We start from the raw sequence: 23,693 nt of genomic DNA on the forward strand, positions 1-23,693 counted from the left end.
TCGCCGACGCGACCCGGGCCCGAGGGCGGCGGCGTCAGGACGGCGGGAGCAGGCCGCGCAGGCGCAGGTCGGCGGCGTACTTGTCGATGAGCCCTCTGGTCAGGTGCGGGATGTCTCCGGTCGGGCCGAGTTTCGCGTGCTGGACCGCGGCCTGGAAGCGCTTGGCCGGGAGGGCCGCGCCGGGGATCGGGGGCGCGGGGCGGCGGTAGGCGTGCAGCAGCGGGAGCACCGAGTAGGAGCGTTGTTTCTCCGGTAGCGCGCGCAGGGCGGTCTCGAAGCGGGTGAACCAGTCGCGGTACGAGTCGATGCGGTCGATGGGATGGCCGGATTCGATGAGCCAGTCCACGAATTCGTCGAGGGAGATCCCGTCGTCGTGCGGGTTGAGCACGTCGAAGCTGTCGAAACCCTCGGTGACGCGGGCGCCGAGGGCGGTGATGGCGGCGGCGGTGAAATCGGCGGGCAGACCGTCGTAGTGGGCGCGCTGCCGTTCGCCGCGAGCGTCCAAGGCGTAGAACGACTTCGGAGCCAGGCCGGTGGCGAGCACGCTGAGCAGCAGGCGGGTGAACATGTCGGGCAGGTTCAGCTGACCGGCGAAGGTGGTGTGCGCCAGGATCATGTCGGAGCGGAACACCGCCACCGGCAGCCCGCACAGATCGTGGGCCTCGCGCAGCAGGACCTCACCGGCCCACTTGCTGTTGCCGTAGCCGTTGGCGTAGCCGTCGTCGAGGGAACGCACGGGGCTGATATCGCGGATGTCGCCGTCCTCGGTGAAGACCGCGGGATCGATCTGGGCGGCCACGGCGACCGTGGACAGATAGGTCACCGGCTTGCGGACCGTGGTCAGGGCCAGCCGGATCACCTCGGCGGTGCCGACCACGTTCGGCGCGAAGAGCTGGTCGTAGGGCAGCACGTGATTGACCAGGGCGGCGGGGTGCACGATCAGGTCGACGGTGGCGGCCAGGTCCTGCCATTCCTGGTGGTCCAGGCCGAAATACGGGTCGGCGATATCACCGGCGAGCACACGCAGGCGGCGCGCGGCGAGCTCGCGGTAGCGCGCGAGCAGCGCCGGATCGCCGCTGTCGAAGACCTCGTCGAGCCGCGCTCGCGCGGACTCGGCGTCGCGGCCGCGGATCACGCAGATCAGGGTGCCGTCCGAATCGTCCAGGCGCTCCAGCCATTCCAGACACAGGAACCGGCCCAGGTAGCCGTTGGCGCCGGTGAGCAGCACCGTGCGCGGCGGCTGCGGGGCGAGCGGCAGATCGGGGGCGGCGGCGAGGGTCGGCGCGTCGAGGAACTTGTCGAGGGTGAGGTCGGCGGCCCGGATCTCGTTGCCGCCGTGCACCGTCGCCGCGGTCGGGCGGATGTCACCGGCGCGCGCGGCCTCGATGTACGCGGCCAGCCCGGTGAAGTCGTTGGCGGGACTCACGATGACGCCGACCGGCACCTCGATGCCGAAGATCTCCCGCAGCAGCGTCGAATACGACAGCGCCGAGAGCGAATCCCCGCCCAGATCGGTGAAGTGCTCGTCCGCCGCGGGCTCAGCGCCGCCGAGAATCGCGCACACCGCCTTGCGCACCGTCTCGACCACCGGCCGGTCCACGGCCGCGACGCGCAGCGCGGCCAGCTCGACCTCCTGCCGCCGGGTCTGGGCCCGATAGAGCTCCTCGAGCCGGTCGCCGTAGCGTTCCCGCAGCTTGGGCCGCAGCAGTTTCCCGATCCCCGACAGCAGCCCGTTGTCCTGGGTGAAGGGCTCGGATTCGAGCAGGAACTCGCGCGGGATCTCGTAGGACTCCAGCTCGGCGTCCTTGGCCAGCTGCCGCAGCGACTCGGCGATGGCGGCGGTGCGCTCGGCGGGCTCGAGCGCGCGGGCCGCGTCGGTGGGCACGATGACCGCCAGCAGATGCGAGCGCTCGCTGGAGCCGTGCACGAAGATCTGGGAGATGAGCGGGCTGGTGGCGTAGACCGCCTCCAGCTTGGCCACCGTCACGAACTCGCCCTGCGACAGCTTGAGCACATTGTTGCGGCGGTCGACGTAGACCAGGTGGTCGGGGCGGACCTCGGCGACGATGTCGCCGGTGCGGTAGAAGCCGTCCTCGTCGAACATCTCCGCGGTCAGCTCGGGCCGCTTGAAATAGCCGGGGACCTGCAGGATCGACTTCACCAGGAACTCGCCGCGCGGATATGGCTTGTCGGTGGCGAAATAGCCGAGCTCGGGCACGTCGACGAGCTTGTAGTCGAGCACCGGGGGCCGGCGGATCTCGTTGTCGATGAGCAGGCCGCCGCCCGCCTCGGTGGAGCCGTAGCCGTCGATGAGCGGCTGATCCAGCACCGAGTTCATGAACTCCTTCATCTCCGCGGAGATGGGCGCGCTGCCGACCATGACGCGGGCCAGGCGCTCACCCAGGAAGTCCTGTCGCAGCGCGGTTTTCGCGGCCGCTGCGGCCTCCTCGGCGGACGCGCCCGCGGCCAGGCGGCGCTGCGATTCACTCTGGTAGCGCTGGAACACCATCTCGCATACGCGCGGCACGAAGAACGCCTCGGTGGGCCGGGCCAGCCGGAAATCCTCGAACAGGGTCGACATATCGCCCGACGCGGTGCAGTAGGCGGTGCCGCCGCGGGAGAATGTGCCGTTCACCACCATGCGCCCGGCGACGTGGCTCATCGGCATGTAGCAGAAGTTCAGCACCGGGACCGGAATCTGGGCCGGGCCCTGCCACATTCCGGCCACCAGGCGATGGGTGTAGATCGCGCCCTTGGGGGTGCCGGTGCTGCCGGAGGTGTAGATGAGCAGCGCGGGCTCGTCGGGGTCGGCGGGCACGTGCGGCGGGACCGGCGGCAGGTCGCGGCCCCGATCGATCACGGCGGCCAGGGTTTCCAGCGTCAGCGCGGCGCCCGACTCCGCGATGCGGCGTTGCGCGGCGGCGTAGGTCTCGGCCTGGTCGTCGTCGCCGGGATCGAAGTCGAAGACCACCAGCGATTCCACCGGGGTGCCGTCGAGGACGCAGTCGAGGGCGGGAGTGAGCAGTTCCAGGCTCACCGCCAGCGTCCGCGCGCCGGTCTCGGCGATGATCGAATGCCATTGCGCGGCAGGGGCACTCGCCTGCAATGGCACGCTCACCAGGCCGAGCCGGACGGTCGCCAACTCGACCGCGGTGAGGTCGCCGCTGACCAGGCCCAGCGAGCACAGGAAATCACCGGGGCGCAAGGGATTCCGCGCATCCGCCTGCCAGGCGGCCGCGAGTGCGCCCGCGCGCGACCACAATTCGCGATACGTGATGGCGCGATACTCGGGCAGCAGCCGCCGGGTGCGCCGGCCGTCCGGCCCGGTGACGATCTCGGCGGCTCGCTCGGCGATGGCCGGACGGTCCGCGTACCCGTCCATGAGGATCGCCACGACCTCGGCCATCGCCAGTCCGGGCCGCTGGGCCGCGGCCGCGATCTCGGGCGAGGGCACCAGCGCGCGGACCTGATCGTCGACCAGCAGCGCCTGGAAGCGCCGGGCGGCCTCGGCGCGGGCGAGCCGATCCGCCACTCGCTGGGTCAGCTCCGCACGCGCGGCGTCCTCGACCATCACTGCCTCCCTGGCTCTCCGGTGACCGCACGCCCCGAATCCGGTTCGGGCGCCGGGATTTCTCCCAATCGCTTAGCTTCGCTAAGTATCCTTACGATGCGGGCGCGGAGCAGGAAAGTCAAGACTCCGCGGTGCATCCCCCAACAACAGAATGCACCGCGCGTCAGTTGGGGGCTAGCGGTAGCCCAGATCCGCCACTGCGACATCGATCAGATCCGCGATCGCGCCCGGCTGCGAGGCCAGCGAGGCGTGGCTCGCGGGCAGCTCCACGATGCGACGCGGGCCCATGCGCTCGGCCATCCGCCGCTCGTTGTCCGGGTTGATCATGCGGTCCTCGGTGGACACCTGATACCAGGTCGGCTTGGCCTTCCAGGCCGGGGCGGTGACCGCGTCACCGAAGGCCGAACCCACCGGGGCCTTCTGGGTGACGGCCATGACCAGGGCCTCGTCCTCGGTCAGGTCCTGACAGAAGCTGTCGTGGAACTTGTCCTGCGCGATCCACAGGTAGCCGTCCGAATCCGGCGCGATGGCCGCGACCGCCGCCGGGGGCAGCTCCTCGGTGATCTGACCGGGACTCTCCCCCGCGTCCGGCGCGAAGGCCGCGACATAGACCAGACCCTCGACATTGGGCAGGTCACCGGCCTCGGTGATGACCGCGCCGCCGTACGAATGCCCCACCAGCAGGACCGGCCCGGCGATCTGGCGCACCATCTTCTGGGTCCGGGCGGCATCGTCGGCCAGCCCGGTGAGCGGGTTCTCCACCGCGTACAGCGACTCGTAGCCGCGCCGCCGCAACTCCACGATGACCTTGGCCCAGTGCGCCGCACCACCCCAGAATCCGTGTACCAGAACGATCGCAGGTTTGTCCGCCATGGCGTATCTCCTCTCGAAGTACTGATCTCGTGTGCTTCCCGGGTTGCGAGATCTACGCTATTCGGATGATGGAGCAAAGACCATGACGGAAACACCGCAAAACTTTGCCGAATCACCGGACGCCGCCGTGCCGGCCCCGGCGGAGCTCGCGGGACTGGACGCCCTGTCGGAGATTCTGGAGACGGTGCGGCTGCGCGGCGAGACCGTCGCCCGGCACACCGCCGAATCCGAGGCTCCGGTGCGGGTTCCGGCCGGCAAGCGGGTGCTCCACATCGTCGAGCAGGGCGCCGTCGAGATCCGGGTGGACGGCGAATCCGGCCCCACCACAGCGCATTCCGGCGACATGGTGGTGCTCGCCCGCGGCGACGACCACACCGTGACGCCGCTGACCGCCGACACCCGCTGGGTCACCGGCTCGTTCCTGGTCGACGAACCCCAGGCCGCCCCACTGCTTTCCGTGCTCGCCCCCGCGATCCACATCGACGCCGCCGGTCGCGCCCGCGATTGGCTGCCGTTGAGCCTGAACCTGCTGATGGTCGAGGTCACCGATCCGCGGCCGGGCGCGGCCGCCATGATCTCGCGCATCCTGGACCTGCTGTTCATCCACGCGCTGCGCGCCTGGTCCACCGACACCGCCGCCCCCGGCTGGCTGACCGCCGCCCTCGACCCGGCACTCGCCCCCGTCCTCACCGCCGTGCACCGCGCGCCCGCCGCCCCGTGGACGGTGTCGGATCTGGCGGCGCTGGCGTCCATGTCGCGCACCACCTTCACCGACCGCTTCACCCGCAGGCTGGGCCGCGCGCCCGCCGCCTATCTGGCCGACCGCCGCCTGGCGCGCGCGGCAACCCTGTTGCGCACCACGGCGATTCCCATCGCCGCGGTCGCCCACCAGGTCGGCTACGACTCCGAGGCCGCCTTCAGCCGCGCGTTCCGCCGCCGCTACGACACCCCACCGCTGCGCTACCGCAAGGGCGACACCCCGCCCCACATACCTGACCCGCACCGCGCCCCGCTTGTGTGACGACAGGTCATAGTTGACACCATCGCTTGATGCCGACCTGCGTCATCACCGATATGTGCAGACCATGGTTGTCACCGATTGCAGGTTGCAGTTGTCACCGGAAGCGCGCTACGGGGAGTGGCTGCGCCGCCGCCGTCGAGATGCCCGCGACCAATTGCACAGCTCACGTAGCCTTTTCACATACCCGGGCACGATCGCCTATGCCGCCTGCACGGACGCCGAACTGGCCGGAACCGGTGCACGAGCCCGGCAGCTTCAGTCATGCGAGCTTGCGGCGGCCGACGTCCGATGGTGAGCCCGGGACGGGGCTGTAGGTGAAAAGTACCTGGTCGGGATCGTTGATGATGTCGAGACGTTCGCTGTGGAGCACGATTTCGCCGGCCAGCGGATGGCGGTAGCGGCGGATCCTGCCGTTGGAGACATCGACTACCTGGGTGGCCCAGATCTGACGGAATTCGAAGTTCGCTTCCGCGAGTTCATCGATCAGCATCGGTGGTGCTCTGTTGTTCCCATGCGTCCAGCAGGGCGTCGCGGTCGGCGAAGTACCCGTAGAACCCGCCCTTGGTCACGCCGAGCGTCTTGGCCAGGACCTCGACCCGCACGGCGTCCAGGCCTCCGTTTGCCAGCGCCGCCAGTCCTGCGTCGATCCATTTGCTCTTCGGTGTATGGGCTGTGCCCATGATGTTGCCCCTCATCACGCTCCAAGCATCTATACGGAACCGTATATCAGGGTCTAAGCTCGGCGTTATACGCTACCGTATAACATCTGGAGGGACCGCAATGGAGCAGACCAGTGCACATCGGATGATCGAATGGGCGGGCCGCGTTCTCGCGGTCGTGGGTGGCGGGCATCTCACCGTCGGGCTATTGATCAGTTCGGCCCATTTCGGGGACTGGTTTACGTTGCGGCTTTGGGGCCACTGGTGGGAGGACACCGGGCCGGCAAACGCCTTCTGGGCGAACCCAGCCGGTTTCGGCCTGCCGTTGTTGCTCGTCGGCTTACTCGTGGTGTGGATGGCCCGGCGCGGCATAGTGCCGCCGATATTCCTGGCCTGGACGGTGCTGACCTGGGGCGCCCTGTGCGCTGTCATCGTCGAGCCAACCCCGGGTCCGGTGGTGGTGATCACCGCCGTCCTGCTCCTGCGCGGCATCCGCCGCGCCACCGAGCGTGTCGAACCACACCGGATAGTGCCGGTGTGAGGGGTGCCGGATTCGTCAGCGCACATGACACCAGCGACCGTCCGTCGCCACCGCCACCGTTCGTTGATCGACCGGCTGGGACGCTTCGTCGGTGAGGGCCGATTGCCGCTGGCGGCGCGCCGGCGGTGCTACACGTTGCCGCCGCCCGTGTTGGCGGTGCAACCGGTAGGCGAGAACAAGCACAGCAGGAGGGCGAGGACGGGGTTGAGGAGACCGACCGACCCGCTGGAGGAACCGGTCTCCGCGACCAGCGCCGGCGCGTCGGCGAAGGCCGGCGGCGCGGCCACCGCCTGCCCGGCTCCGACGGTCAGCGCGGTGGCAATGCCGACTGCCGCAAGGAAAGTGCGCATGCAGGAGAACCCTTCGGTCGAGCGCGGGCCCGAACCGCTCGGCCCCTCGGCGAAGAGTTAATCATTTCCATTTCAAAACATCCGGCGGATTCAGTGCGCCGCGAGCCCCGAATTCCATGGGGTTGGGCGGCGATTTGTGGAGGTACCCGCGCCCCTTCCGATGGCGGTCGGGCTGTTCGGAAAACGATGGTCAGCCGACCATCCTCGCGTATTCGGCCGTTCTCATTCTTCGCGCTGCAGTAGTGAGGCAAGGATCCTCCGAGCTTCATCGCGGACACCGGGGTCGTCGTCTGATGTCAGCTTTCGCAGCTGCTTGATCAGTCGGTCGGCACCCTCAGCCGTCATCCAGTCCGGGTAGCAGTCAAGAGCAGCCTGGATCTCTTCCGCGGTCGAGGTCTCGGCGGCGTAGCTCCTGGCCAGCAGTACACAGCGCAGGCCAACGATGTCTTTGCGTGCAAGCAGGGCCACGGCAGTCTCTTGCGTGACTGCGGTGTCCTGGTCCAGGAGAAGACGATGGAGGACGTCCGCCACCTCGTCCACCCTGGCTGATATCGCGAGCCGCCGTCCAGCTGCGGCGCGAACCGACCAGGCCGGGGAATCGGCGTCCCTGACCGCGATGCTCTGCTCTTGCCCACCGGAAGACTTCATTACGCCCAGCTTGCCAGCGTGCACCTACTGGCCGAGAGCGGTTTGTACGGCCACAGCGGTTTCTGCGGCCCCGGCCCGGAAGTAGCAGCCTGCGGGTCCAGCAGCCCATGCCCCACAACAGGACCTGGACCTGGGTCACGTCCGCACCGCCTTGGCGCAGCAACGCACCGAAACGCCCGTCGATCATGCAACGTCCCAGGATGCCCTCCATGAGGGAGTCGTCCCTCGCCGGCGTCGAGCCAGGGAAATAGCTTGATCCACTCGCTGAGCTTTGCGGGATCCCGCAGTTCCTCGACCGGGGCGTGCTGGTGCGGGCCCGCGTCGGCAGTCAGAACTCCTCCGGCGGGCTCCATTTCGACAGGAGCTGCGCGCAGCGTCAGCCTCGGCAACTTCGTCATTCCGCCCCTTGTCACTGGCCCAGTGTCACGCCCTCCTGTCACATCGACGGGGCTTCTCGGACCGGTCCCTCATTTTCGTGTGCAATACCGGACCCTGTACGCGCCCGGCGGCTGCCGGCCTGGGGTACAGCCCAGTATCGGCGTTGTCTGTGAGGCAGTCATGGCTGCTCCTGTATTTGGCTGTCGGTGCGTTGTTGCTGATGTTCTTCGAGTTGGAGGCCTGCTTCCGGGTCGGGCCCGGGGAGCTGCCGCCGGTTTCCCTGCCCAGCTTCAGAGCCATCGGGAAAACTGGCCGCGAGTAAACGAGCACAGCTGGTCGCCGGACCGGGCAAGACCGGTATGCCGTCGATCGGTGGGGCACCTTCGTCAGGCCATACTGCCGGCCGCAGTCGCCGGGGAAGGACCGCGACCAGCGGCGACACGACTGACCTAGCTGAGGTGCTCGCTGGCGGATTCCACGGTCTGCTTGAGGAGGCTCAGACCGTGGTCCATGACGGCGCCCATCGGAATGGTGAGCTCGTCCGGTTGCACGTCGTGGATCCAGACGAACCGGGTGCGGCCGTCCTCATGCGGGAAGACTTGCATCGACGCGTTGTCGTGTGTCGGCTGCATGGTGTCGCCGATGATCGAGAAGACGAGACGACGCCGCTCATCGTCGAACGCGATGAGCCGCTCCCGCGCCACGGTCCCGTCGGCGAACGTGACGACCCTGACGTCGGGTTCCTCGAGCCGGCTGCCGGTGACCAAGCCGGGCGCCATCCGGACAGGCCCGTCGGTGAAGTCACCGATGATCGCCCACACGGCCGCGGGGTCGGCATCGATGATGATCTCTTTGTGCACGGAGGCCATGTCTGTCTCTTCTCTGGTGGTCGGGTTCCGGGATCGTGAGGTTGGCGGGTGCGTCTATGCGGCGACGACGCAGAACTGGTTTCCCTCGGTGTCGGCCAGCACGACCCACCCGTCGAAGCGCCCCACTTCGGTCGCGCCGAGGGCCCGAATCCGGTCGACCTCTCCGGCCAGGTCATCGGTGAACAGGTCCAGATGCAGCCGATTCTTGCCCTCCCGACCTTCGGGCACGACCTGCAGGGACAGGCCGGCACCGACCTTGTTCGAGTCCTCCAGATAGGTGGTGCCTTCGTCCGAGGACGCAACCTGGTACCCCGTGACCGCCTGCCAGAAGGCCGTGCTGCCTGCCAGGTCGTTCGTGTCGATACAGATGTTGCCAATGCTGACGCTCACCAGCGAGCCCTCTCATCTAACTGACGTATCGGTTACGTCAGTTAGGTAACCTACCATGGCCATTAGCCGGGTAGGCTGCGAGAGGTGAAGAACGAGCGGACTGCCGATCTTGTGCCAGACCTCGCAGCCGGGACGGCGCCGATGCCGCTGCGCGTGATCGAGAAGTTCATCAACACCCGCCGCCGCGACAGCGACGAGATCGCAACCCCGCCACAGCTGGCGAAGTGGTTGCACGCCAACGGCCTGACACCAGTCGAGATGATGGTGAACGCCGAGCAGCGCGACCGTGCCGAACGGATCCGCGAGGGACTACGTGCGCTGATCGCGGAGAACAACACCGAGCCGGTCTCGAGCCCACGCCCGGACGGCCTCAACCCGGCCGCTCGTGCCGAATTCGCCGAACTCACCCGAGACTTCCCGTTGATGCTCGACGTGACCGTTTCCCCGCCCCGGCTGGTCGCCTGCGCCCGGACACCGGTCGATGCGGCGCTGGCCGGGCTTCTCGCCATCGTGGCCGAAGCTGTGGCGGAAGGCACGTGGACGCGGCTGAAGGCGTGCCGGGAGCCGAGCTGCCGATGGGCCTACTACGACCACTCACGCAATCGCCGCCGAACCTGGTGCTCCATGGACCTTTGCGGCAACCGCGCCAAAGCCCGCGCCTCACACCACCGCAAGTCCACCACGCCCTCGACCGCGGGCCGGTCCACCAATCGATAGGTCCGCGCCGTCGACCTGGCGATCTCACGCTGCCATCCGAGGCAGGCGTGGAGCGGCGTCGCGCAGCTCTGGTCAGCCCGCCGCCGAGCACATCGTCGTGTCGTGCGAGTCCTGCACCAGCGCATGGATATCGACCGCTGCCGCAGTATGGTCGGGGCGTGATCGATGAGCGCAGACCGCTCCTGTTCCTGACTTCGGTTGCGCTGTCCTCGATCCCGTTCTTCATGGTGGGTGCAGTCACCGGCGAAATACAGCTGGGCGCAATGCGGCTACCCGCGAGCGCAGCCATGTTCATGATTCCCGTTGTCGTCGCCGCCGCACTGACCTGGCGAGATTCCGGTGCTGCGGCGGTGCGTGCTGATCGTGTGGCTGCACGATCGCACAGGGCATGGAGTGAGCGCGGCGATCCTGATGCACGTCTCGTTCAATGTCACCGCCGCCTACACCCCGGGGCTGGACCGGCCGATCAGCGTGATCACCACCGGCGTCCTCACGGCGGCGCTCACCGCCGGTCTGATGTGGGGCAGCACATCTCGGACTCCGCGGGCAATCGACGCGTTGACGCACTGAACCACTCCCACGGGCGTGACCGGCGCATATCGCGTGGCTGCATCAACCCGTCACGGGGTGGCCGATGCCCGCGAAAGCGAGGGTTGCGAGCATCGGAATCGTAACGGCCACACCGAGTATGGCCGTCAGGCTCACGATCGCGAGGCTTACGGCGGAGCGGGAGGGGACTGACATACGCCCTCTCACCGGATCGACGAGACCTCGGTTTCGATGACGCCGCCGCCGGCGGCCGTCCCGTCGAAGACATCACGATGTCCACGTGCGGTGTCCATATATTCACGCACTCTGTGGATGAGACCGCCCCTCAACTCGAAGACGAAGCAGTAGTCATTGCGGTACGCGTTCCCGTTCGCCAGCGTGGCGCTCATTGTTTCCTCCACGATCACCCGATCCCCATCGGCGTAGAAGCCGCGGAAATCCACGGCGACGTCACTGACGAACAACCGCGAGAACTCCTGTGCGAGAAAGTGTGTGATGGCCTGCCTGCCGATCATGTGACTCGGAGCGTCGAGCGCGACCGCGGTCGCGTTACCCACCGGAGCAAGCCATTCGGCATCCGCGGTGAAGAACGCCGCGATCCGCTCGCTCTCGTGGCTGGCAAACGCACGCCAGGCCGCCTGGACGATGGCTTTGTTGTCGGTAGTCATGGCTCGACGGTACAGACGCCCACACCTGCCACTCTGGCGGAAAACGGACGAGATCATCCACGCTCGGACCGGCCGCCCCGCGCATAGGACCGCGAAACGTATGTTCTTGCCACTGGTCACGCTGGACGGAGCGACCGGAGCGAGGTCACCTGAGACGCACCATCATTCGATGGCACGTGGGCTTCGACGGATCACACTGCTGCCGGTTCGGGCGGCCCGAGCAGATCCCACCGGTTTCCCGCGATGTCGAGGAAGACAGCAACCCGCCCGTACGGTTCTGCGCGCGGCTCGGTGACGAACTCCACGCCCGCATCGACCAATCTGCCGTACTCCCGTAAGAAATCTTCAACTCGGAGAAAGAACCCGACCCGTCCAGCGACTTGCTCTCCGATTGCGCGATGTTGCCTATCTCCATCCGCCTGTGCGAGGAGAATGCCGGTGTTCGCGACGGGGGGGCGAACAACGACCCACCGTTTCGGTCGTCCGTCGTTGGTCAGGGATGGCGAGTCTTCGATCAGATCGAAACCGAGTGTCTCGACGAAGAACTCGATGGCCGAGTCGTACTCCTCGACAATGATCGTAATCAACTCCAGGTGCACTCAGCGAGCCTAGAACGTGCCAACTATGCCGTCCACCGCGCTGGACGCCGACCGGGCGGCCTCTGTGCTGGAACAATTCACCCGCAGGCTGGGCCGCGCGCCCGCCGCCTATCTGTTGCGCACCACCGCGATTCCCATCGCCGCAGTCGCCCGCCAAGTCGGCTACGACTCCGAGGCCGCCTTCAGCCGCGCGTTCCGCCGCCGCTACGACACCCCACCGCTGCGCTACCGCAAGGCGACACCCCGCCCCACATACCTGACCCGCGCCGCACCCCCGCTTGTTATGGTGGACAGGTGATTCACATCCGGCAGGCATGGCGCTGGTCGCAGTAGCGGCCCGCTGAACCATGTCCACGGGCTGTACGCGGCCCGTGCTTCCCGACCGGAACACCCTGCTCGTGCAGCCCTCCATGAACTTTCAGGAGTTGTACGGTGACCACCCTCTCGGATTCCTTCGCCGCCACCCGCGACCGCAGCGACGACCTGGCCGCCGAGGTGGCCGCCCACCCCGGCCGCTTCCGCGTCCTCACCGGTGAACGGCCCACGGGCAGACTGCATCTGGGCCACTACTTCGGCACCATCCGGGAACGGGTGCGCTTGCAGGGGCTGGGCGTGGACCTGTGGGTGATCCTGGCCGACTACCAGGTCATCACCGACCGCGACACCCTCGGCCAGGTCCGCGACAACGTGGTGAACGCGGTGCTGGACTACGCGGCCGCCGGGATCGACACGAGCCGGGCCACGGTCTTCACCCATTCCGCGGTGCCGGCTCTCAATCAGCTGATGCTGCCGTTCCTGAGTCTGGTCAGCGAGGCCGAGTTGCACCGCAATCCGACGGTGAAGACCGAACTCGCCGCGTCGGGACGGGCGCTGAGCGGGCTGATGCTCACCTACCCGGTGCATCAGGCCGCCGACATCCTTTTCTGCAAGGGCAATCTGGTGCCGGTCGGCAAGGATCAGCTGCCCCACCTGGAGCTCACCCGGGTCATCGCGCGGCGCTTCAACGAGCGCTTCGGGCCTGTGTTCCCCGAACCGCAGGCGCTGCTCACCTCCACCCCGGAGATCCCCGGCCTGGACGGGCGCAAGATGAGCAAGAGCTACGGCAACGCCATCTCGCTGTCCATGACCGCCGACGAGACCGCGGCCCTGATCCGCCGCACCCCCACCGACGCCGACCGGCGCATCACCTTCGATCCCGACGCCCGCCCCGGCGTGTCCGCGCTGCTCACCACCGCGGCGCTGTGCCTGGGCAGCGACGAGGTGACCCTGGCCGACAAGCTCGGCGACGGCGGCGGCGCGGCGCTCAAGAAGCTCGCCACCGACGCGGTCAACGACTGCTTCGCCGCCCACCGCGCCCGGCGCGCGGAACTGGCCGCGGACCCGGACTTCGCGATCGGCCTTGTCCGTGAAGGCAATCGGCGCGCGACCGAGATCGCCGAACGCACCCTCGACGAGGTGCGCGCGGCGATGGGGACGGTGTACTAGGAGCCGATGTACGCGGCCAGGTGCTCGCCGGTCAGGGTGGATCGCGCGGCCACCAGGTCCGCGGGCGTGCCCTCGAAGACGATCCGGCCGCCGTCGTGGCCCGCGCCCGGACCCAGGTCGATGATCCAGTCCGCGTGCGCCATGACGGCCTGGTGATGCTCGATCACGATGACCGTCTTGCCGGAATCGACCAAGCGGTCCAGCAATCCGAGCAGGTTCTCCACATCGGCCAGGTGCAGACCGGTGGTCGGCTCGTCCAGGACGTAGACGCCGCCCTTCTCGCCCATGTGGGTGGCCAGCTTCAGGCGCTGCCGCTCACCGCCGGACAGCGTGGTCAGCGGCTGGCCCAGGCTCACATAGCCCAGCCCGACCTCGTGGAGGTGTTCCAGGATCTTGTGGGCGGCGGGGATTTTCGCCTCACCCTCGGCGAAGAAGCCCAGGGCCTCGGCGACCGGCATGGCCAGCACCTCGCTGATGTCACGCCCGCCCAGCTTGTATTCGAGCACCGCGGCCTGGAAGCGCTTGCCCTCGCACTCCTCGCACACGGTCGCGACCCCGGCCATGATGGCCAGGTCGCTGTAGATCACGCCCGCGCCGTTGCAGGTCGGGCACGCGCCCTCCGAATTCGCGCTGAACAGTGCGGGTTTCACGCCATTGGCCTTCGCGAAGGCCTTGCGGATGGGTTCGAGCAGGCCGGTGTAGGTGGCCGGGTTGCTGCGCCGCGACCCCTTGATCGCGCCCTGATCGACCGAGATCACACCCTCACCGGCGGGAATCGAGCCGTGCACCAGCGAGCTCTTGCCCGAGCCCGCCACACCGGTGATGACCACCAGCACGCCCAGCGGAATGTCGACATCGACCTTCTGCAGGTTGTTGGCGGTCGCGCCGCGAATCTTCAACGCCCCCTTCGACTCGCGCACCGCGTCCTTGAGCGCGGCGCGGTCGTCGAAGTGGCGGCCGGTGATGGTGCCGCTGGCGCGCAGTCCGTCGACGGTGCCCTCGAAGCAGACGGTGCCGCCGCCGGAACCCGCGGCCGGGCCGATGTCGACGATGTGGTCGGCGATGGCGATGGTCTCCGGCTTGTGCTCGACCACCAGCACGGTATTGCCCTTGTCGCGCAGGCGCAGCAGCAGATCGTTCATGCGCTGGATGTCGTGCGGGTGCAGGCCCACGGTCGGCTCGTCGAACACGTAGGTGACGTCGGTGAGCGCGGACCCGAGATGGCGGATCATCTTGACGCGCTGGGCCTCTCCGCCCGACAGCGTGCCCGAGGCGCGGTCCAGGCTCAGGTAGCCCAGCCCGATCTCCACCAGCGAGTCCAGCACCTGCCGCAACGCCTCCAGCAGCGGCGCGACACCCGGATCGCGCAGCCCGCGCACCCAGTCGGCCAGATCGCTGACCTGCATGGCGCACGCGTCGGCGATGCTGATCTTGTCGATCTTCGAGGAGCGGGCCAGCTCGCTGAGCCGGGTGCCGTGGCAGTCGGGGCAGATCTGGAAGGTGACCGCGCGCTCGACGAAGGCGCGGATGTGCGGCTGCACCGAGTCGATGTCCTTGGACAGCATCGACTTCCGGATCTTGGGGATCAGACCCTCGTAGGTCAGGTTGATGCCCTCGACCTTGATCTTCGTCGGTTCCTTGTACAGCAGATCGGCGATCTCGCGCTTGTTGTACTTCTTGATCGGCTTGTCCGGATCGAAGAATCCGCTGCCCATGAAGATGCGCCCGAACCAGCCGTCCATGCTGTAGCCCGGAATCGTGAACGGCCCCTCCCGCAACGACTTCGAGTCGTCGTAGAGCTGGGTCAGGTCGATGTCGTTGACCGAGCCGCGGCCCTCGCACCGCGGGCACATGCCGCCGGTCACCGAGAAGGTGCGCCGCTCCTTGACCTGCTTGCCGCCCTTCTCCACGGTCACCGCGCCCGCGCCGCTGATCGAGGCCACATTGAACGAGAACGCCTGCGGCGAACCGATATGCGGCTGACCGAGGCGGCTGAACAGGATGCGCAGCATGGCCATGGCGTCGGTCGCGGTGCCGACGGTAGAGCGCGGATCGCCGCCCATGCGCTGCTGGTCCACGCTGATCGCGGTGGTCAGGCCGTCCAGCACGTCCACGTCCGGGCGGGCCAGGCTCGGCATGAAGCCCTGCACGAACGCGCTGTAGGTCTCGTTGATCAGCCGCTGCGACTCCGCGGCGATGGTGTCGAAGACCAGCGAGCTCTTGCCCGAACCGGACACGCCCGTGAACACGGTGAGCCGCCGCTTGGGCAGGTCGACGGAGACGTCCTTGAGGTTGTTCACCCGGGCGCCGACCACCCGGATCAGATCGTGGGCGTCGGCGGCGGGCAGGGCGTTCTTCGTGGACTTGCTCGGGGCCATGCGTGTCTCCATCTGAGGGCGGACCGGTCGGGCGGGAAAGCGGTTAGGGCACCTGCTGGATACGGACCATATTGCCCGCGGGGTCGCGCACCGCGAAGTCGCGCACGCCGTAGGGCTGGTCGGTCGGCTCCTGGACGATCTCGACCGCGTCGTTCGCCTGCAACCGCTCGAAGGCCGCGTCCACGTCCTCGGCCGCCAGCAGGACGCTGCCGTAGGTGCCCTTGGCCATCATCTCGACGATGAGCTTGCGCTCGTCCTCGGTGATGCCCGGATCGACGGCGGGCGGGTGCAGCACGATGGAGGTTCCGGGCTGATCGGGCGGGCCCACGGTGAGCCAGCGCAGGCCGTTGTAGCCGACATCCTTGCGCAGCTCGAAGCCGAGCGCGTCGCGGTAGAACGCGAGCGCAGCGTCCGCGTCATTGTGCGGGAGGAAGCTCGAGAGAATGGTGATGTCCATGTCGATCAGGCTAGTTGCGAGCCGCTTGCCTGGGCTTCTCGATTCCTGATCGGTCGAGTCACCTGCTTCTCCACACACGACGGCATCCCTTCGGGCGCGTCGGCCATCTGCTGCTTGTACACACTCGGCGGCACACCGACCAGTTCGGTGAACCGGGTGCTGAACGTGCCCAGCGACGAACAACCCACCGCGAAACAGATTTCGGTGACGCTCAGATCCCCGCGCCGCAACAACGCCATGGCCCGTTCGATGCGCCGCGTCATCAGATACGCGTACACCGACTCGCCGTAGGCCGCCCGGAACTGCCGGCTCAGATGCCCGGCCGAGATGTGCGCGTCGCGCGCGAGCGCCTCCACATCCAACGGCTGCGCGTACTCGCGATCGATCCGGTCCCGCACCCGCCGCAGGCGCGCCAGGTCCCGTAGGCGCTGCTCCTCGTCGGGTTTGCTCGTCACCCCTCGATGGTCGCACGCTGGGCCGACAGCCCCGGGACGACGTGCCCGGCGGATTGGGGACTACCGCCCGGACGATTTGTCAGGTAACAGTTTTGCCTTGACACAAGACATAGCGTGCGGGGAACCCGGGACATCCGGGACCCGGCACCGATCTACATGCGGCCGTGCACGGCCCGAGAACTGGGACCAGCTCTTCGATGAAGCTCTCTGCACTACGTAACCGGACCGCCCTGCGCACCGCCGCGGTCGCCCTCTCCGCAGTCCTGTCCGTGGCCCTCGCGGCCGGCACCGGATCGGCCGACCAGGACAAGGCCTCCTCGGTCTCCTCGGTGACCAAGGAGGGCCGCACCTGGCATCTGAAGGTCTACTCGGCGGCCATGGGCAGGGACATCACCGTCGACGTGCAGCGTCCGGTCGACGAATCGCAGCCCGCCCCCAACCTGTACCTGCTCAACGGCCTCGACGCCGGCGAGGGCACCGCCAGCTGGTCCGCGCAGACCAACGCGCTGGGCTTCCTGTCCGACAAGCAGGTCAATGTCATCCAGCCGATCGGCGGCCGCGGCAGCTACTACGCCGACTGGATCCAGACCGACCCGCAGCTGGGCGTCAACAAGTGGACGACGTTCTTCACCCAGGAACTGCCGCCGCTGCTGGACGCCGCCCTCGGCTCCACCGGCCTGAACTCGCTGGCGGGCCTGTCCACCTCCGGCACCTCGGTGCTGCAGCTGGCCGAGGCCAAGCCTGGCCTGTTCAAGTCCGTGGCCGCCTACAGCGGGTGCGCGCAGATCGCCGACCCGATGGGCCGCCAGTTCGTGAAGCTGGCCGTCGAGACCTGGGCGGGCGGCAACACCGCCAATATGTACGGCCCGGCCGACAGCCCGCTGTGGGCCGCCAACGACCCGGTCATCAATGCCGAGAAGCTGCGCGGCACCCAGCTCTACGTCTCCAGCGGCAGCGGCATCCCGCTCATGCGCGACGTCGAGTTCTACACCAAGTCCGCCCCGGGCGTGCAGGGTGACGTGAACCTGGCGCTGGGCATGATCATCGAGGGCGCGGTCAACGCCTGCACCCACAACCTGCAGAGCAAGCTCGACTCGCTGCAGATCCCGGGCACCTTCCGCTACGACCCGGTCGGCACCCACTACTGGCCGTACTGGGAAGAGGCCCTGCACGACTCGTGGCCGATGCTGGCCTCGGGCATGGGCATCTGACCCACGCTTCCACGCGGAACGCCGCATACCGACGATCGGTATGCGGCGTTCGGCGTTTCGGGGTGACTACATGGCCGCGGCGCCCGGAACGCTCATCGGCGTGCGGACGATGCGGCCGCCCAGCCGCTCGTTGACCGAGAACCCTTGGTGGCGGCACCATTTCGCCAGCACCGGGACGGCGGAGTCGTCGTCGCGGAAGGTCGGGACCAGCTGGCCGACGATGTACAGGTGATGGGCGTCCGCGGCCCGGCACAGGTGCTGCAGGATCGCGGTGCCCAGGCCGGTGCCGCGCAGTTCCGGATTGACGGTGATGTTGTCGAGCTTGATGGTGTCGGCGTAGACGTCGAAGACCACCTCGGCGAGGTTGTCGTCGCGGCGCAGCGACTCGATGTCGGACGGCACCGGCCGCAGGACGCCGGGCAGGTGATCGGAAAGCCGTTGCCGCGCGGCGTCATCGGGGGCGGAGCGGGTGATGGCGAGCAGCTCCTCGGTGAGGTCGGCGACCACGGCCCGATCCCCCACCGCGGCCATCGGGCGGGCCTCCCCGGTCGCGCGCGCCAGCGCCTCCAGGCGGCGTGTCCAGTGCGGGTGCTCGGCGCTGTGGCGCTCCGTCAGCTCGGCGAGGGTGTCCTCCAGGCACAGCGGCGCGCCGAGACTGCGCACGAATCCGCCCGACAGCACACCCCAGCGATGATCGTCCGCGCCGACACCGTGCACGGCCAGATCCCGCATCAGAGCGTCGCGGCGAGCCGTGGCGCGAGCGGTCGGCGAGCCGGGCAGCTTGCTCAGCCACTTGTGCCACCCGTTCAGGTTCGCGCGGATCCGGGTGCCGGCGATGTCGGCGCTCGCGTCGAGGTAGTTGCACAGCGCTTGCTGACGACGCTCCAGCAACTCGTCCACCGGCCGACGCGCGGGGTCGGCGGGCGGCGTCTGACCCTCACTCATACTGACCCACGCTAGCGTCCAGTTATCTCGACGCAGGTCACCGGCACGCGTTAAAACGCTTACCAGTGGTAACGGACCACCCTGCCCTGCGGGAACCCGCCCGATCCGGGACCGACATCACCTGTCAACCGGGGTTGCCCGGAGGTATCCATATCGGTGATGCGATCCACCAGATCACGCTCGTACGCCAGGGCCTGCTTGCGCGTCCAGCCGGTCGAATGCCGCAGCGCCGCACGGGCTTCGCGGCGGCGGTGGTAGGTGAGCAGCGGGGCCAGCGCCGCCTCCGACCCGATGGTGCGCGCGGCCGGGCGGGCGATGAGCCCGCGGAACCAGCGCCGCTCGCTCGCCAGCACCCATGCGTACGCCAGGGCGAAGATGACCAGGTCGATGAGGATCGGCAGGTAGGTCGAGACCAAGGGCGGGCCTGGCGGGCGCGGGGCGTCGAAGAGCACGTGCATGGTGAACGCCAGACCGTAGAACACGGCGAACACCCCGAACCGCCACAGCCACGACCGGTCCGAACGGACCAGCGCCACCACGATCCCGACCCCCGCCAGCGCCGACATGGCCCAGTGCGAGGTGAGCGCGGTGACCAGCCGCAACACCGCCACCAGCAGCACGTCCGCGACCGGCGTCTGCGGCGACGACAACGCGGTCTGCGTGCTGTAGAGGCAGTCCTCCGCGATCTGCGCGCCCAGCCCGACCGCCGCGCCCAGCAGCAGTCCGTGCATGGGCCGGGTCAGCCGCGACCGGAACAGCAATGCCACCACCGCGATACCGATCGCCTTGATGTACTCCTCGTCGATCGGCGCGGTGATCGCGGCACTCCAGCTGATCGCGAACCGGTCCCCGAACAGATTCGTGACCGCCCGGCTCAGATGGTCATTGGCCCACATGGCCAGCCCGGTCCACACCGTCGCACCCCAGATCGCGCCCATCACCAGGGGAGCCATCAGGTGGCGCCGCGCCCGGAAAGGGTCCAGCGCGAACAGGATCCGCCCGATCACCAGCAGGGTGAGCGCCGTGATCGGCAGCGCCGCCAGCGCCGCCGCCCCCGCGAACCACACCTGCCCCGCCGCCTGCAGCAGGAACAGCAGCGGACCCATCACCACCGCCACGCAGTAGACCCAGAACAATGCCGAACGCGGCTGGAACCAGCTCATGCCTCCACCGCCTTGCCGGAGCTCAGCACCTCGGTGATCAACTGGAGGCCCGCCTCGCGGGTGGGGCCGGTGGCCAGGAGGGTGACGCCCACGTCGCCGCTCGCGACCACCGCGCACACGCCACCCGGCTTGTCGGGCAATTCGCAGGTGAGACCGTGGAATTCGCCTTCGTCGACGACTCCCCCGTCGAAGCGCGCGGCCACGCCCGCCGCGCGCAGGGGTAGGAGCATGCGGGGTGCGGCCGTGGGGAAATCGGTGATGCCGTCGGTCACCGACACCGACAGCCGCCGCTCGCCGTCCTCGGATTTCAGGATCACGACCGATTCGTCACCGGTCGCCTGCCGCCGCATCGGCTCGGGCACCCGGAAGAAGACGGCGTTGGCGGGATCGTCGCCGCCGTGCACCGCGCCGATGCCGGAGGCGGTCAGCGTGATGCCGGTCCCCTCGGCCAGGTCGGTCACACGGGTCGGCACGGCGTCCGACAGCAGGGGCGGCACCACCAGCGCCACCGCGAGCGCCCCCACCGCCGCCAGCGCGGGGCCTACCGAATGCACAAGGCGCGCCATGTCTTCCACCCTCTCGGCTCCCTGAGGCAACGTCCGGGGACGGTGGATGCGTTCCGGACGCCCGGCTCGAGGCCCGGGCAGTCGCCGCCCGGGCGCTTGCCGCGAGTTAACCACATCAGGCGGCCGGAGCGTGTCCGCAGCGCCGGAGCGAAGCCGGGGCCGAATACGAGACGAGGATGCCGCCCGCGGCTCCGGCCCGCGTACGGCATCCTCGATGGCTCATCCGGCGAAATCCGCTGTCCCCCTACAGCGAATCGGCGCGCTCACAGCAGGTCGGCGAGACCCTTCAGCGGTCCGGGCAGGCCCGCCGCGTGCTTCTTGAGGCCCGCGACCACCGGGTTCGGGGTCTCGGCGCGCAGCCGGTCCAGCTCGGTCTGCATGGTCGAGACCGTGCGGGTGTAGTAGTCGTCGACCGTAGCGGTGTCATCCGGGTCGCCGGGCTCGGTGGACCAGTCCAGGGCGGGCAGGAAGCTGACCGTCACCGAGGCCGGCAGCGGCAGCTGCGGCAGGATCGGGGCGATGCCGAAGGGCAGGCCCAGCGTGTACGGAAACACCTTGGCGCGCACCAGCTTGTCGAGCTGCAGCAGCTTGGCGGTGCGCTCGCCGCGGCTGAGCACGAAGATCGAGTCGTGGCCGCCGTTGGCTACCGCGGGAATCACCGGAACCCCCAATTCCAGTGCGAGCCGGATGAAGCCCTTGCGATCGGCGAAGTCGATCTTGCCGCGATCGGTCCACGGGCGGCACGCCTCCCAGTCGCCGCCGGGGTAGACCATGACCGCGCCGCCGTCCTTGAGCCCCTTGGCGGCGGATTCCTTCGATGCCGCGATGACGCCGAACTGGCGCAGGCTGTCACCGAGAACCGGTGCGCGCAGCAGGATGTCGTGGGCGACGCCGTAGCTGGGCTCGTCGGGGCGGTGCTCCAGCATGGCCATGAAGGTGATCCACACCTCCGGGGCCCAGTAGATGGACGAGTGATTGCCGATCACCAGCGCCGGCCCGGAAGTCGGCAGATTCTCCACGCCGACCACGGTGGGCGTGAAGTAGTCGGTGTAGGCCCGCGCGAGCGGAAGCAGCGGGTGGTTCGGGTCGGGGATTACCTTGTTCTCGGTCATGAGCCATTCCTGTCGATTGCTTTGCCGGGGACGGGCAGCACGCAACGACATCGCACGACGCTTTCGAAACAACGTCGAGCCGAATTGAATTGCCCCCGGGTCAGATCCCCATTGATTAGCTCCGACGGCCGCGCATGCGCGGTCCGGTTCAGCGTACGGACGTCGCTGCGTTGCGACAGATGCCCGTCACCGTCCTCCTGCACCATCGACGTTATCAACCCAAGCGTTTGCTTGTTAGGAAGTGTGCGAAACCCAACATTCATCTCACTGCCCCGGTTCCGCACACCGCATTCGCCTTAAGATGGCTCACCCGAGATGCCATGCGTAGATGCGCATATCGGCGTAGACATATCTCAGGAGGTGGTTCGGCGACGGGACAGCGCGCCCGCCGCGAGGTACCCGGCCAGGGCCAGACCCGCGCACCACGCCAGCGCGGTCGGCGCGGAATCCCCCACCGGCGTACCCATCAGCAGACCACGCACCGTCTCGGTGACGGAGGTGACCGGTTGGTGCGCCGCGAAACCGCGCAGCCAGCTCGGCAGAGTCTGGGTCGGCACGAACGCGCTGCTCACGTAGGGCAGGAACATGAAGAAGAACATGAAACCATTGGCCGCCTCGGGATTCGAGGCCAGCAGCCCGAGCGCGGCCGCGATCCAGGACAGCGCCACCACGAAGCAGGCCAGCACACCCGCCACCGCCAGCCAGCGCAGCGGGTCCGCGGTGGGCCGGAAGCCGAGCGCCACGGCCACCAGCACCACCAGCGAACTGGTGAGCAGATTGCGCAGCACGCTCTCCAGCACGTGCCCGGTCAGCACCGAGTTGCGGGAGACGGCCATGGCGCGGAACCGGTCCACGATGCCGCTGTGGGTATCGGTGGCCACCGCCACCGCGGTCGCGCCCGAGCCGAATCCCGCGCACAGCAGAATGATTCCGGGCACCACGTAGTCGATATAGGACCCGCCGACATTCATCGCGCCGCCGAATACGTACACGAACATCAGCAGAATGCTGACCGGCACGGCGATGGTCATGATCATGGTGTCCGGACTGCGCAGGGTGTGGCGCAGATTGCGGCCGACCATGGTGGCGGAGTCCTGGGCGGAGTGCACGAGAGTACGCATTACGCAGCGCCTTTCACTGTATTGCCGGTGAGGGCGAAGAAGACGTCGTCGAGATCGGGTGTGTGAATGGACAAGTGGTCGATGGCCACGGCGTGATCGTCGAAATGGTCGAGCAGCTTGCGGATATCGCCGACACTGCCGTCCGAGGGCACCCGCAAGGCCAGCTCCTCGCCGTCGATCTCGGCCACCGGCAGCGCTCGCGCGGCCGCCGCCAGCCCGTGCTCGTCGGCGAAGCCCAGCCGCAGATGCCCGCCCGGCACCAGGCGCTTCAGCTCCTCGGCGCGCCCGTCGGCCACGATGCGGCCGCCGTCGAGCACCGCGATGCGGTCGGCCAACTGGTCGGCCTCCTCCAGATACTGGGTGGTGAGGAAGATGGTGACGCCGTCGGCCACCAGGCCGCGGATCACCCGCCACAGTTCGCGGCGGCTGCGCGGGTCCAGTCCGGTGGTGGGCTCGTCGAGGAAGACGATGCGGGGCTGCCCCATCAGGCTCATGGCGATGTCGAGGCGTCGCCGCATGCCGCCGGAATAGGAGCCCGCGCGCTTGCCGGCGGCCTCGGTGAGCTCGAACTGCTCCAGCAGTCGCGCTGTGCGCCGGGCGGTCTCGCGGGATCCGAGGTGCAGCAGCCGCCCCATGAGCCGCAGGTTCTCCGCACCGGTGAGGATCTCGTCGACCGCCGCGAACTGCCCGGTGACGCCGATGGCCGCGCGCACGGTGTCGGCCTCGCGCACGGTGTCGTGGCCACCGACCCGCAGCACTCCCCCATCGGCGCGTTCGAGGGTGGTGAGGATGCGGACCATGGTGGTCTTGCCCGCGCCGTTGGGGCCGAGCAGGGAGAACACCGTCCCGGCGGGCACGGTGACGTCGATGCCCCGCAGTACGGGCTGGTCGCCGAAGGCTTTGACGAGGCCGCTCACCTCGATGGCGGGCCCCGATCCGGATGTGGTCATGGAGAGCTCCGTTCATA

At 68.3% G+C, this 23,693-nt stretch carries 26 protein-coding genes; 7 read left to right on the plus strand and 19 right to left on the minus strand.

Going from position 1 to position 23,693, the window contains the following annotated elements:
* Nucleotides 1-34: 34 nt before the first annotated feature.
* Nucleotides 35-3,571, minus strand: coding sequence for a carboxylic acid reductase (car, locus tag ACWEOI_RS34120; RefSeq protein WP_452362252.1), 3,537 nt, complete (start codon nt 3,569-3,571; stop codon nt 35-37).
* A gap of 174 nt (nt 3,572-3,745) precedes the next feature.
* A complete protein-coding gene (locus ACWEOI_RS34125) occupies nt 3,746-4,444 on the minus strand; it encodes an alpha/beta fold hydrolase (protein ID WP_433666530.1) in 699 nt (232 codons plus the stop codon).
* Between the two features lie 82 nt (nt 4,445-4,526).
* On the opposite strand from ACWEOI_RS34125, the gene ACWEOI_RS34130 reads away from it, so the two are divergent.
* Complete coding sequence (locus ACWEOI_RS34130) at nt 4,527-5,465, plus strand: AraC family transcriptional regulator (RefSeq protein ID WP_452362253.1); 939 nt, start codon at nt 4,527-4,529, stop codon at nt 5,463-5,465.
* A gap of 259 nt (nt 5,466-5,724) precedes the next feature.
* On the opposite strand, the gene ACWEOI_RS34135 is transcribed toward ACWEOI_RS34130, so the two are convergent.
* Nucleotides 5,725-5,955 (minus strand): MmyB family transcriptional regulator, encoded by a 231-nt coding sequence (locus ACWEOI_RS34135; RefSeq protein ID WP_452362254.1) that lies wholly within the window; start codon nt 5,953-5,955, stop codon nt 5,725-5,727.
* The gene (locus ACWEOI_RS34140; RefSeq protein WP_433666533.1) at nt 5,942-6,145 is read right to left on the minus strand and encodes a TetR family transcriptional regulator; all 204 of its coding nucleotides are present in this window, start codon (nt 6,143-6,145) and stop codon (nt 5,942-5,944) included. Before ACWEOI_RS34140 ends, ACWEOI_RS34135 begins: the two co-directional genes overlap by 14 nt.
* A gap of 100 nt (nt 6,146-6,245) precedes the next feature.
* Between ACWEOI_RS34140 and ACWEOI_RS34145 the strand changes: the two genes are divergently transcribed.
* The gene (locus tag ACWEOI_RS34145) at nt 6,246-6,665 is read left to right on the plus strand and encodes a DUF6463 family protein (RefSeq protein WP_433666534.1); all 420 of its coding nucleotides are present in this window, start codon (nt 6,246-6,248) and stop codon (nt 6,663-6,665) included.
* A gap of 128 nt (nt 6,666-6,793) precedes the next feature.
* Here ACWEOI_RS34145 and ACWEOI_RS34150 read toward each other — a convergent pair whose 3' ends face one another.
* The 4 genes from ACWEOI_RS34150 to ACWEOI_RS34165 form a co-directional block, all read right to left on the minus strand.
* Complete coding sequence (locus tag ACWEOI_RS34150; protein WP_452362255.1) at nt 6,794-7,015, minus strand: hypothetical protein; 222 nt, start codon at nt 7,013-7,015, stop codon at nt 6,794-6,796.
* Between the two features lie 222 nt (nt 7,016-7,237).
* Nucleotides 7,238-7,663 (minus strand): hypothetical protein, encoded by a 426-nt coding sequence (locus tag ACWEOI_RS34155; RefSeq protein WP_452362256.1) that lies wholly within the window; start codon nt 7,661-7,663, stop codon nt 7,238-7,240.
* A gap of 827 nt (nt 7,664-8,490) precedes the next feature.
* Entirely contained in the window at nt 8,491-8,910 is a 420-nt protein-coding gene (locus ACWEOI_RS34160; protein WP_452362257.1) for an SRPBCC family protein, read from the minus strand.
* A 54-nt stretch (nt 8,911-8,964) separates the two neighbouring features.
* A complete protein-coding gene (locus ACWEOI_RS34165) occupies nt 8,965-9,300 on the minus strand; it encodes a VOC family protein (RefSeq protein ID WP_452362258.1) in 336 nt (111 codons plus the stop codon).
* An 84-nt stretch (nt 9,301-9,384) separates the two neighbouring features.
* On the opposite strand from ACWEOI_RS34165, the gene ACWEOI_RS34170 reads away from it, so the two are divergent.
* Together ACWEOI_RS34170 and ACWEOI_RS34175 are read left to right on the plus strand one after the other, a co-directional pair.
* The gene (locus tag ACWEOI_RS34170; RefSeq protein WP_452362259.1) at nt 9,385-10,017 is read left to right on the plus strand and encodes a CGNR zinc finger domain-containing protein; all 633 of its coding nucleotides are present in this window, start codon (nt 9,385-9,387) and stop codon (nt 10,015-10,017) included.
* 393 nt (nt 10,018-10,410) lie between these two features.
* A complete protein-coding gene (locus ACWEOI_RS34175) occupies nt 10,411-10,587 on the plus strand; it encodes a hypothetical protein (protein ID WP_433666540.1) in 177 nt (58 codons plus the stop codon).
* Between the two features lie 182 nt (nt 10,588-10,769).
* Here the strand turns inward: ACWEOI_RS34175 and ACWEOI_RS34180 are convergent, their stop codons facing one another.
* Entirely contained in the window at nt 10,770-11,234 is a 465-nt protein-coding gene (locus ACWEOI_RS34180; protein WP_433666541.1) for a nuclear transport factor 2 family protein, read from the minus strand.
* A gap of 191 nt (nt 11,235-11,425) precedes the next feature.
* Nucleotides 11,426-11,833 (minus strand): VOC family protein, encoded by a 408-nt coding sequence (locus ACWEOI_RS34185; RefSeq protein WP_452362260.1) that lies wholly within the window; start codon nt 11,831-11,833, stop codon nt 11,426-11,428.
* Between the two features lie 25 nt (nt 11,834-11,858).
* Between ACWEOI_RS34185 and ACWEOI_RS34190 the strand changes: the two genes are divergently transcribed.
* Both ACWEOI_RS34190 and trpS read left to right on the plus strand, forming a co-directional pair.
* Nucleotides 11,859-12,131 (plus strand): helix-turn-helix domain-containing protein, encoded by a 273-nt coding sequence (locus ACWEOI_RS34190; protein ID WP_452362261.1) that lies wholly within the window; start codon nt 11,859-11,861, stop codon nt 12,129-12,131.
* 134 nt (nt 12,132-12,265) lie between these two features.
* Entirely contained in the window at nt 12,266-13,318 is a 1,053-nt protein-coding gene (trpS, locus tag ACWEOI_RS34195; RefSeq protein WP_452362262.1) for a tryptophan--tRNA ligase, read from the plus strand.
* On the opposite strand, the gene ACWEOI_RS34200 is transcribed toward trpS, so the two are convergent.
* The 3 genes from ACWEOI_RS34200 to ACWEOI_RS34210 are packed head-to-tail and all read right to left on the minus strand — an operon-like array spanning nt 13,315 to nt 16,608.
* Nucleotides 13,315-15,696, minus strand: coding sequence for an ATP-binding cassette domain-containing protein (locus tag ACWEOI_RS34200; RefSeq protein WP_452362263.1), 2,382 nt, complete (start codon nt 15,694-15,696; stop codon nt 13,315-13,317). The genes trpS and ACWEOI_RS34200 overlap by 4 nt on opposite strands.
* A gap of 43 nt (nt 15,697-15,739) precedes the next feature.
* Complete coding sequence (locus ACWEOI_RS34205; protein WP_433666546.1) at nt 15,740-16,153, minus strand: VOC family protein; 414 nt, start codon at nt 16,151-16,153, stop codon at nt 15,740-15,742.
* Between the two features lie 5 nt (nt 16,154-16,158).
* Nucleotides 16,159-16,608 (minus strand): helix-turn-helix domain-containing protein, encoded by a 450-nt coding sequence (locus tag ACWEOI_RS34210; protein ID WP_433666547.1) that lies wholly within the window; start codon nt 16,606-16,608, stop codon nt 16,159-16,161.
* 197 nt (nt 16,609-16,805) lie between these two features.
* On the opposite strand from ACWEOI_RS34210, the gene ACWEOI_RS34215 reads away from it, so the two are divergent.
* Nucleotides 16,806-17,819, plus strand: coding sequence for an alpha/beta hydrolase-fold protein (locus ACWEOI_RS34215; RefSeq protein WP_433666548.1), 1,014 nt, complete (start codon nt 16,806-16,808; stop codon nt 17,817-17,819).
* A gap of 66 nt (nt 17,820-17,885) precedes the next feature.
* Here ACWEOI_RS34215 and ACWEOI_RS34220 read toward each other — a convergent pair whose 3' ends face one another.
* The 6 genes from ACWEOI_RS34220 to ACWEOI_RS34245 form a co-directional block, all read right to left on the minus strand.
* Complete coding sequence (locus ACWEOI_RS34220; protein WP_433666549.1) at nt 17,886-18,764, minus strand: GNAT family N-acetyltransferase; 879 nt, start codon at nt 18,762-18,764, stop codon at nt 17,886-17,888.
* A gap of 59 nt (nt 18,765-18,823) precedes the next feature.
* Nucleotides 18,824-19,927: a PrsW family glutamic-type intramembrane protease gene (locus ACWEOI_RS34225; protein WP_452362264.1), complete on the minus strand. Its 1,104-nt coding sequence runs from the start codon at nt 19,925-19,927 to the stop codon at nt 18,824-18,826.
* Nucleotides 19,924-20,493 (minus strand): hypothetical protein, encoded by a 570-nt coding sequence (locus ACWEOI_RS34230; protein WP_433666551.1) that lies wholly within the window; start codon nt 20,491-20,493, stop codon nt 19,924-19,926. The genes ACWEOI_RS34225 and ACWEOI_RS34230 overlap by 4 nt, the downstream gene beginning before the upstream one ends.
* A gap of 263 nt (nt 20,494-20,756) precedes the next feature.
* Entirely contained in the window at nt 20,757-21,605 is an 849-nt protein-coding gene (locus ACWEOI_RS34235; protein WP_379271724.1) for a lysophospholipid acyltransferase family protein, read from the minus strand.
* Nucleotides 21,606-21,958: 353 nt separating this feature from the next.
* Nucleotides 21,959-22,726 carry an ABC transporter permease gene (locus ACWEOI_RS34240; RefSeq protein ID WP_433666553.1) on the minus strand — a complete coding sequence of 256 codons (768 nt, stop codon included), beginning with the start codon at nt 22,724-22,726 and terminating at the stop codon, nt 21,959-21,961.
* Nucleotides 22,726-23,676, minus strand: a complete 951-nt coding sequence (locus ACWEOI_RS34245) for an ATP-binding cassette domain-containing protein (RefSeq protein ID WP_433666554.1) — start codon at nt 23,674-23,676, stop codon at nt 22,726-22,728. The genes ACWEOI_RS34240 and ACWEOI_RS34245 overlap by 1 nt, the downstream gene beginning before the upstream one ends.
* Nucleotides 23,677-23,693 lie beyond the last annotated feature (17 nt).

The organism is Nocardia sp. NPDC004340 (assembly GCF_053602575.1).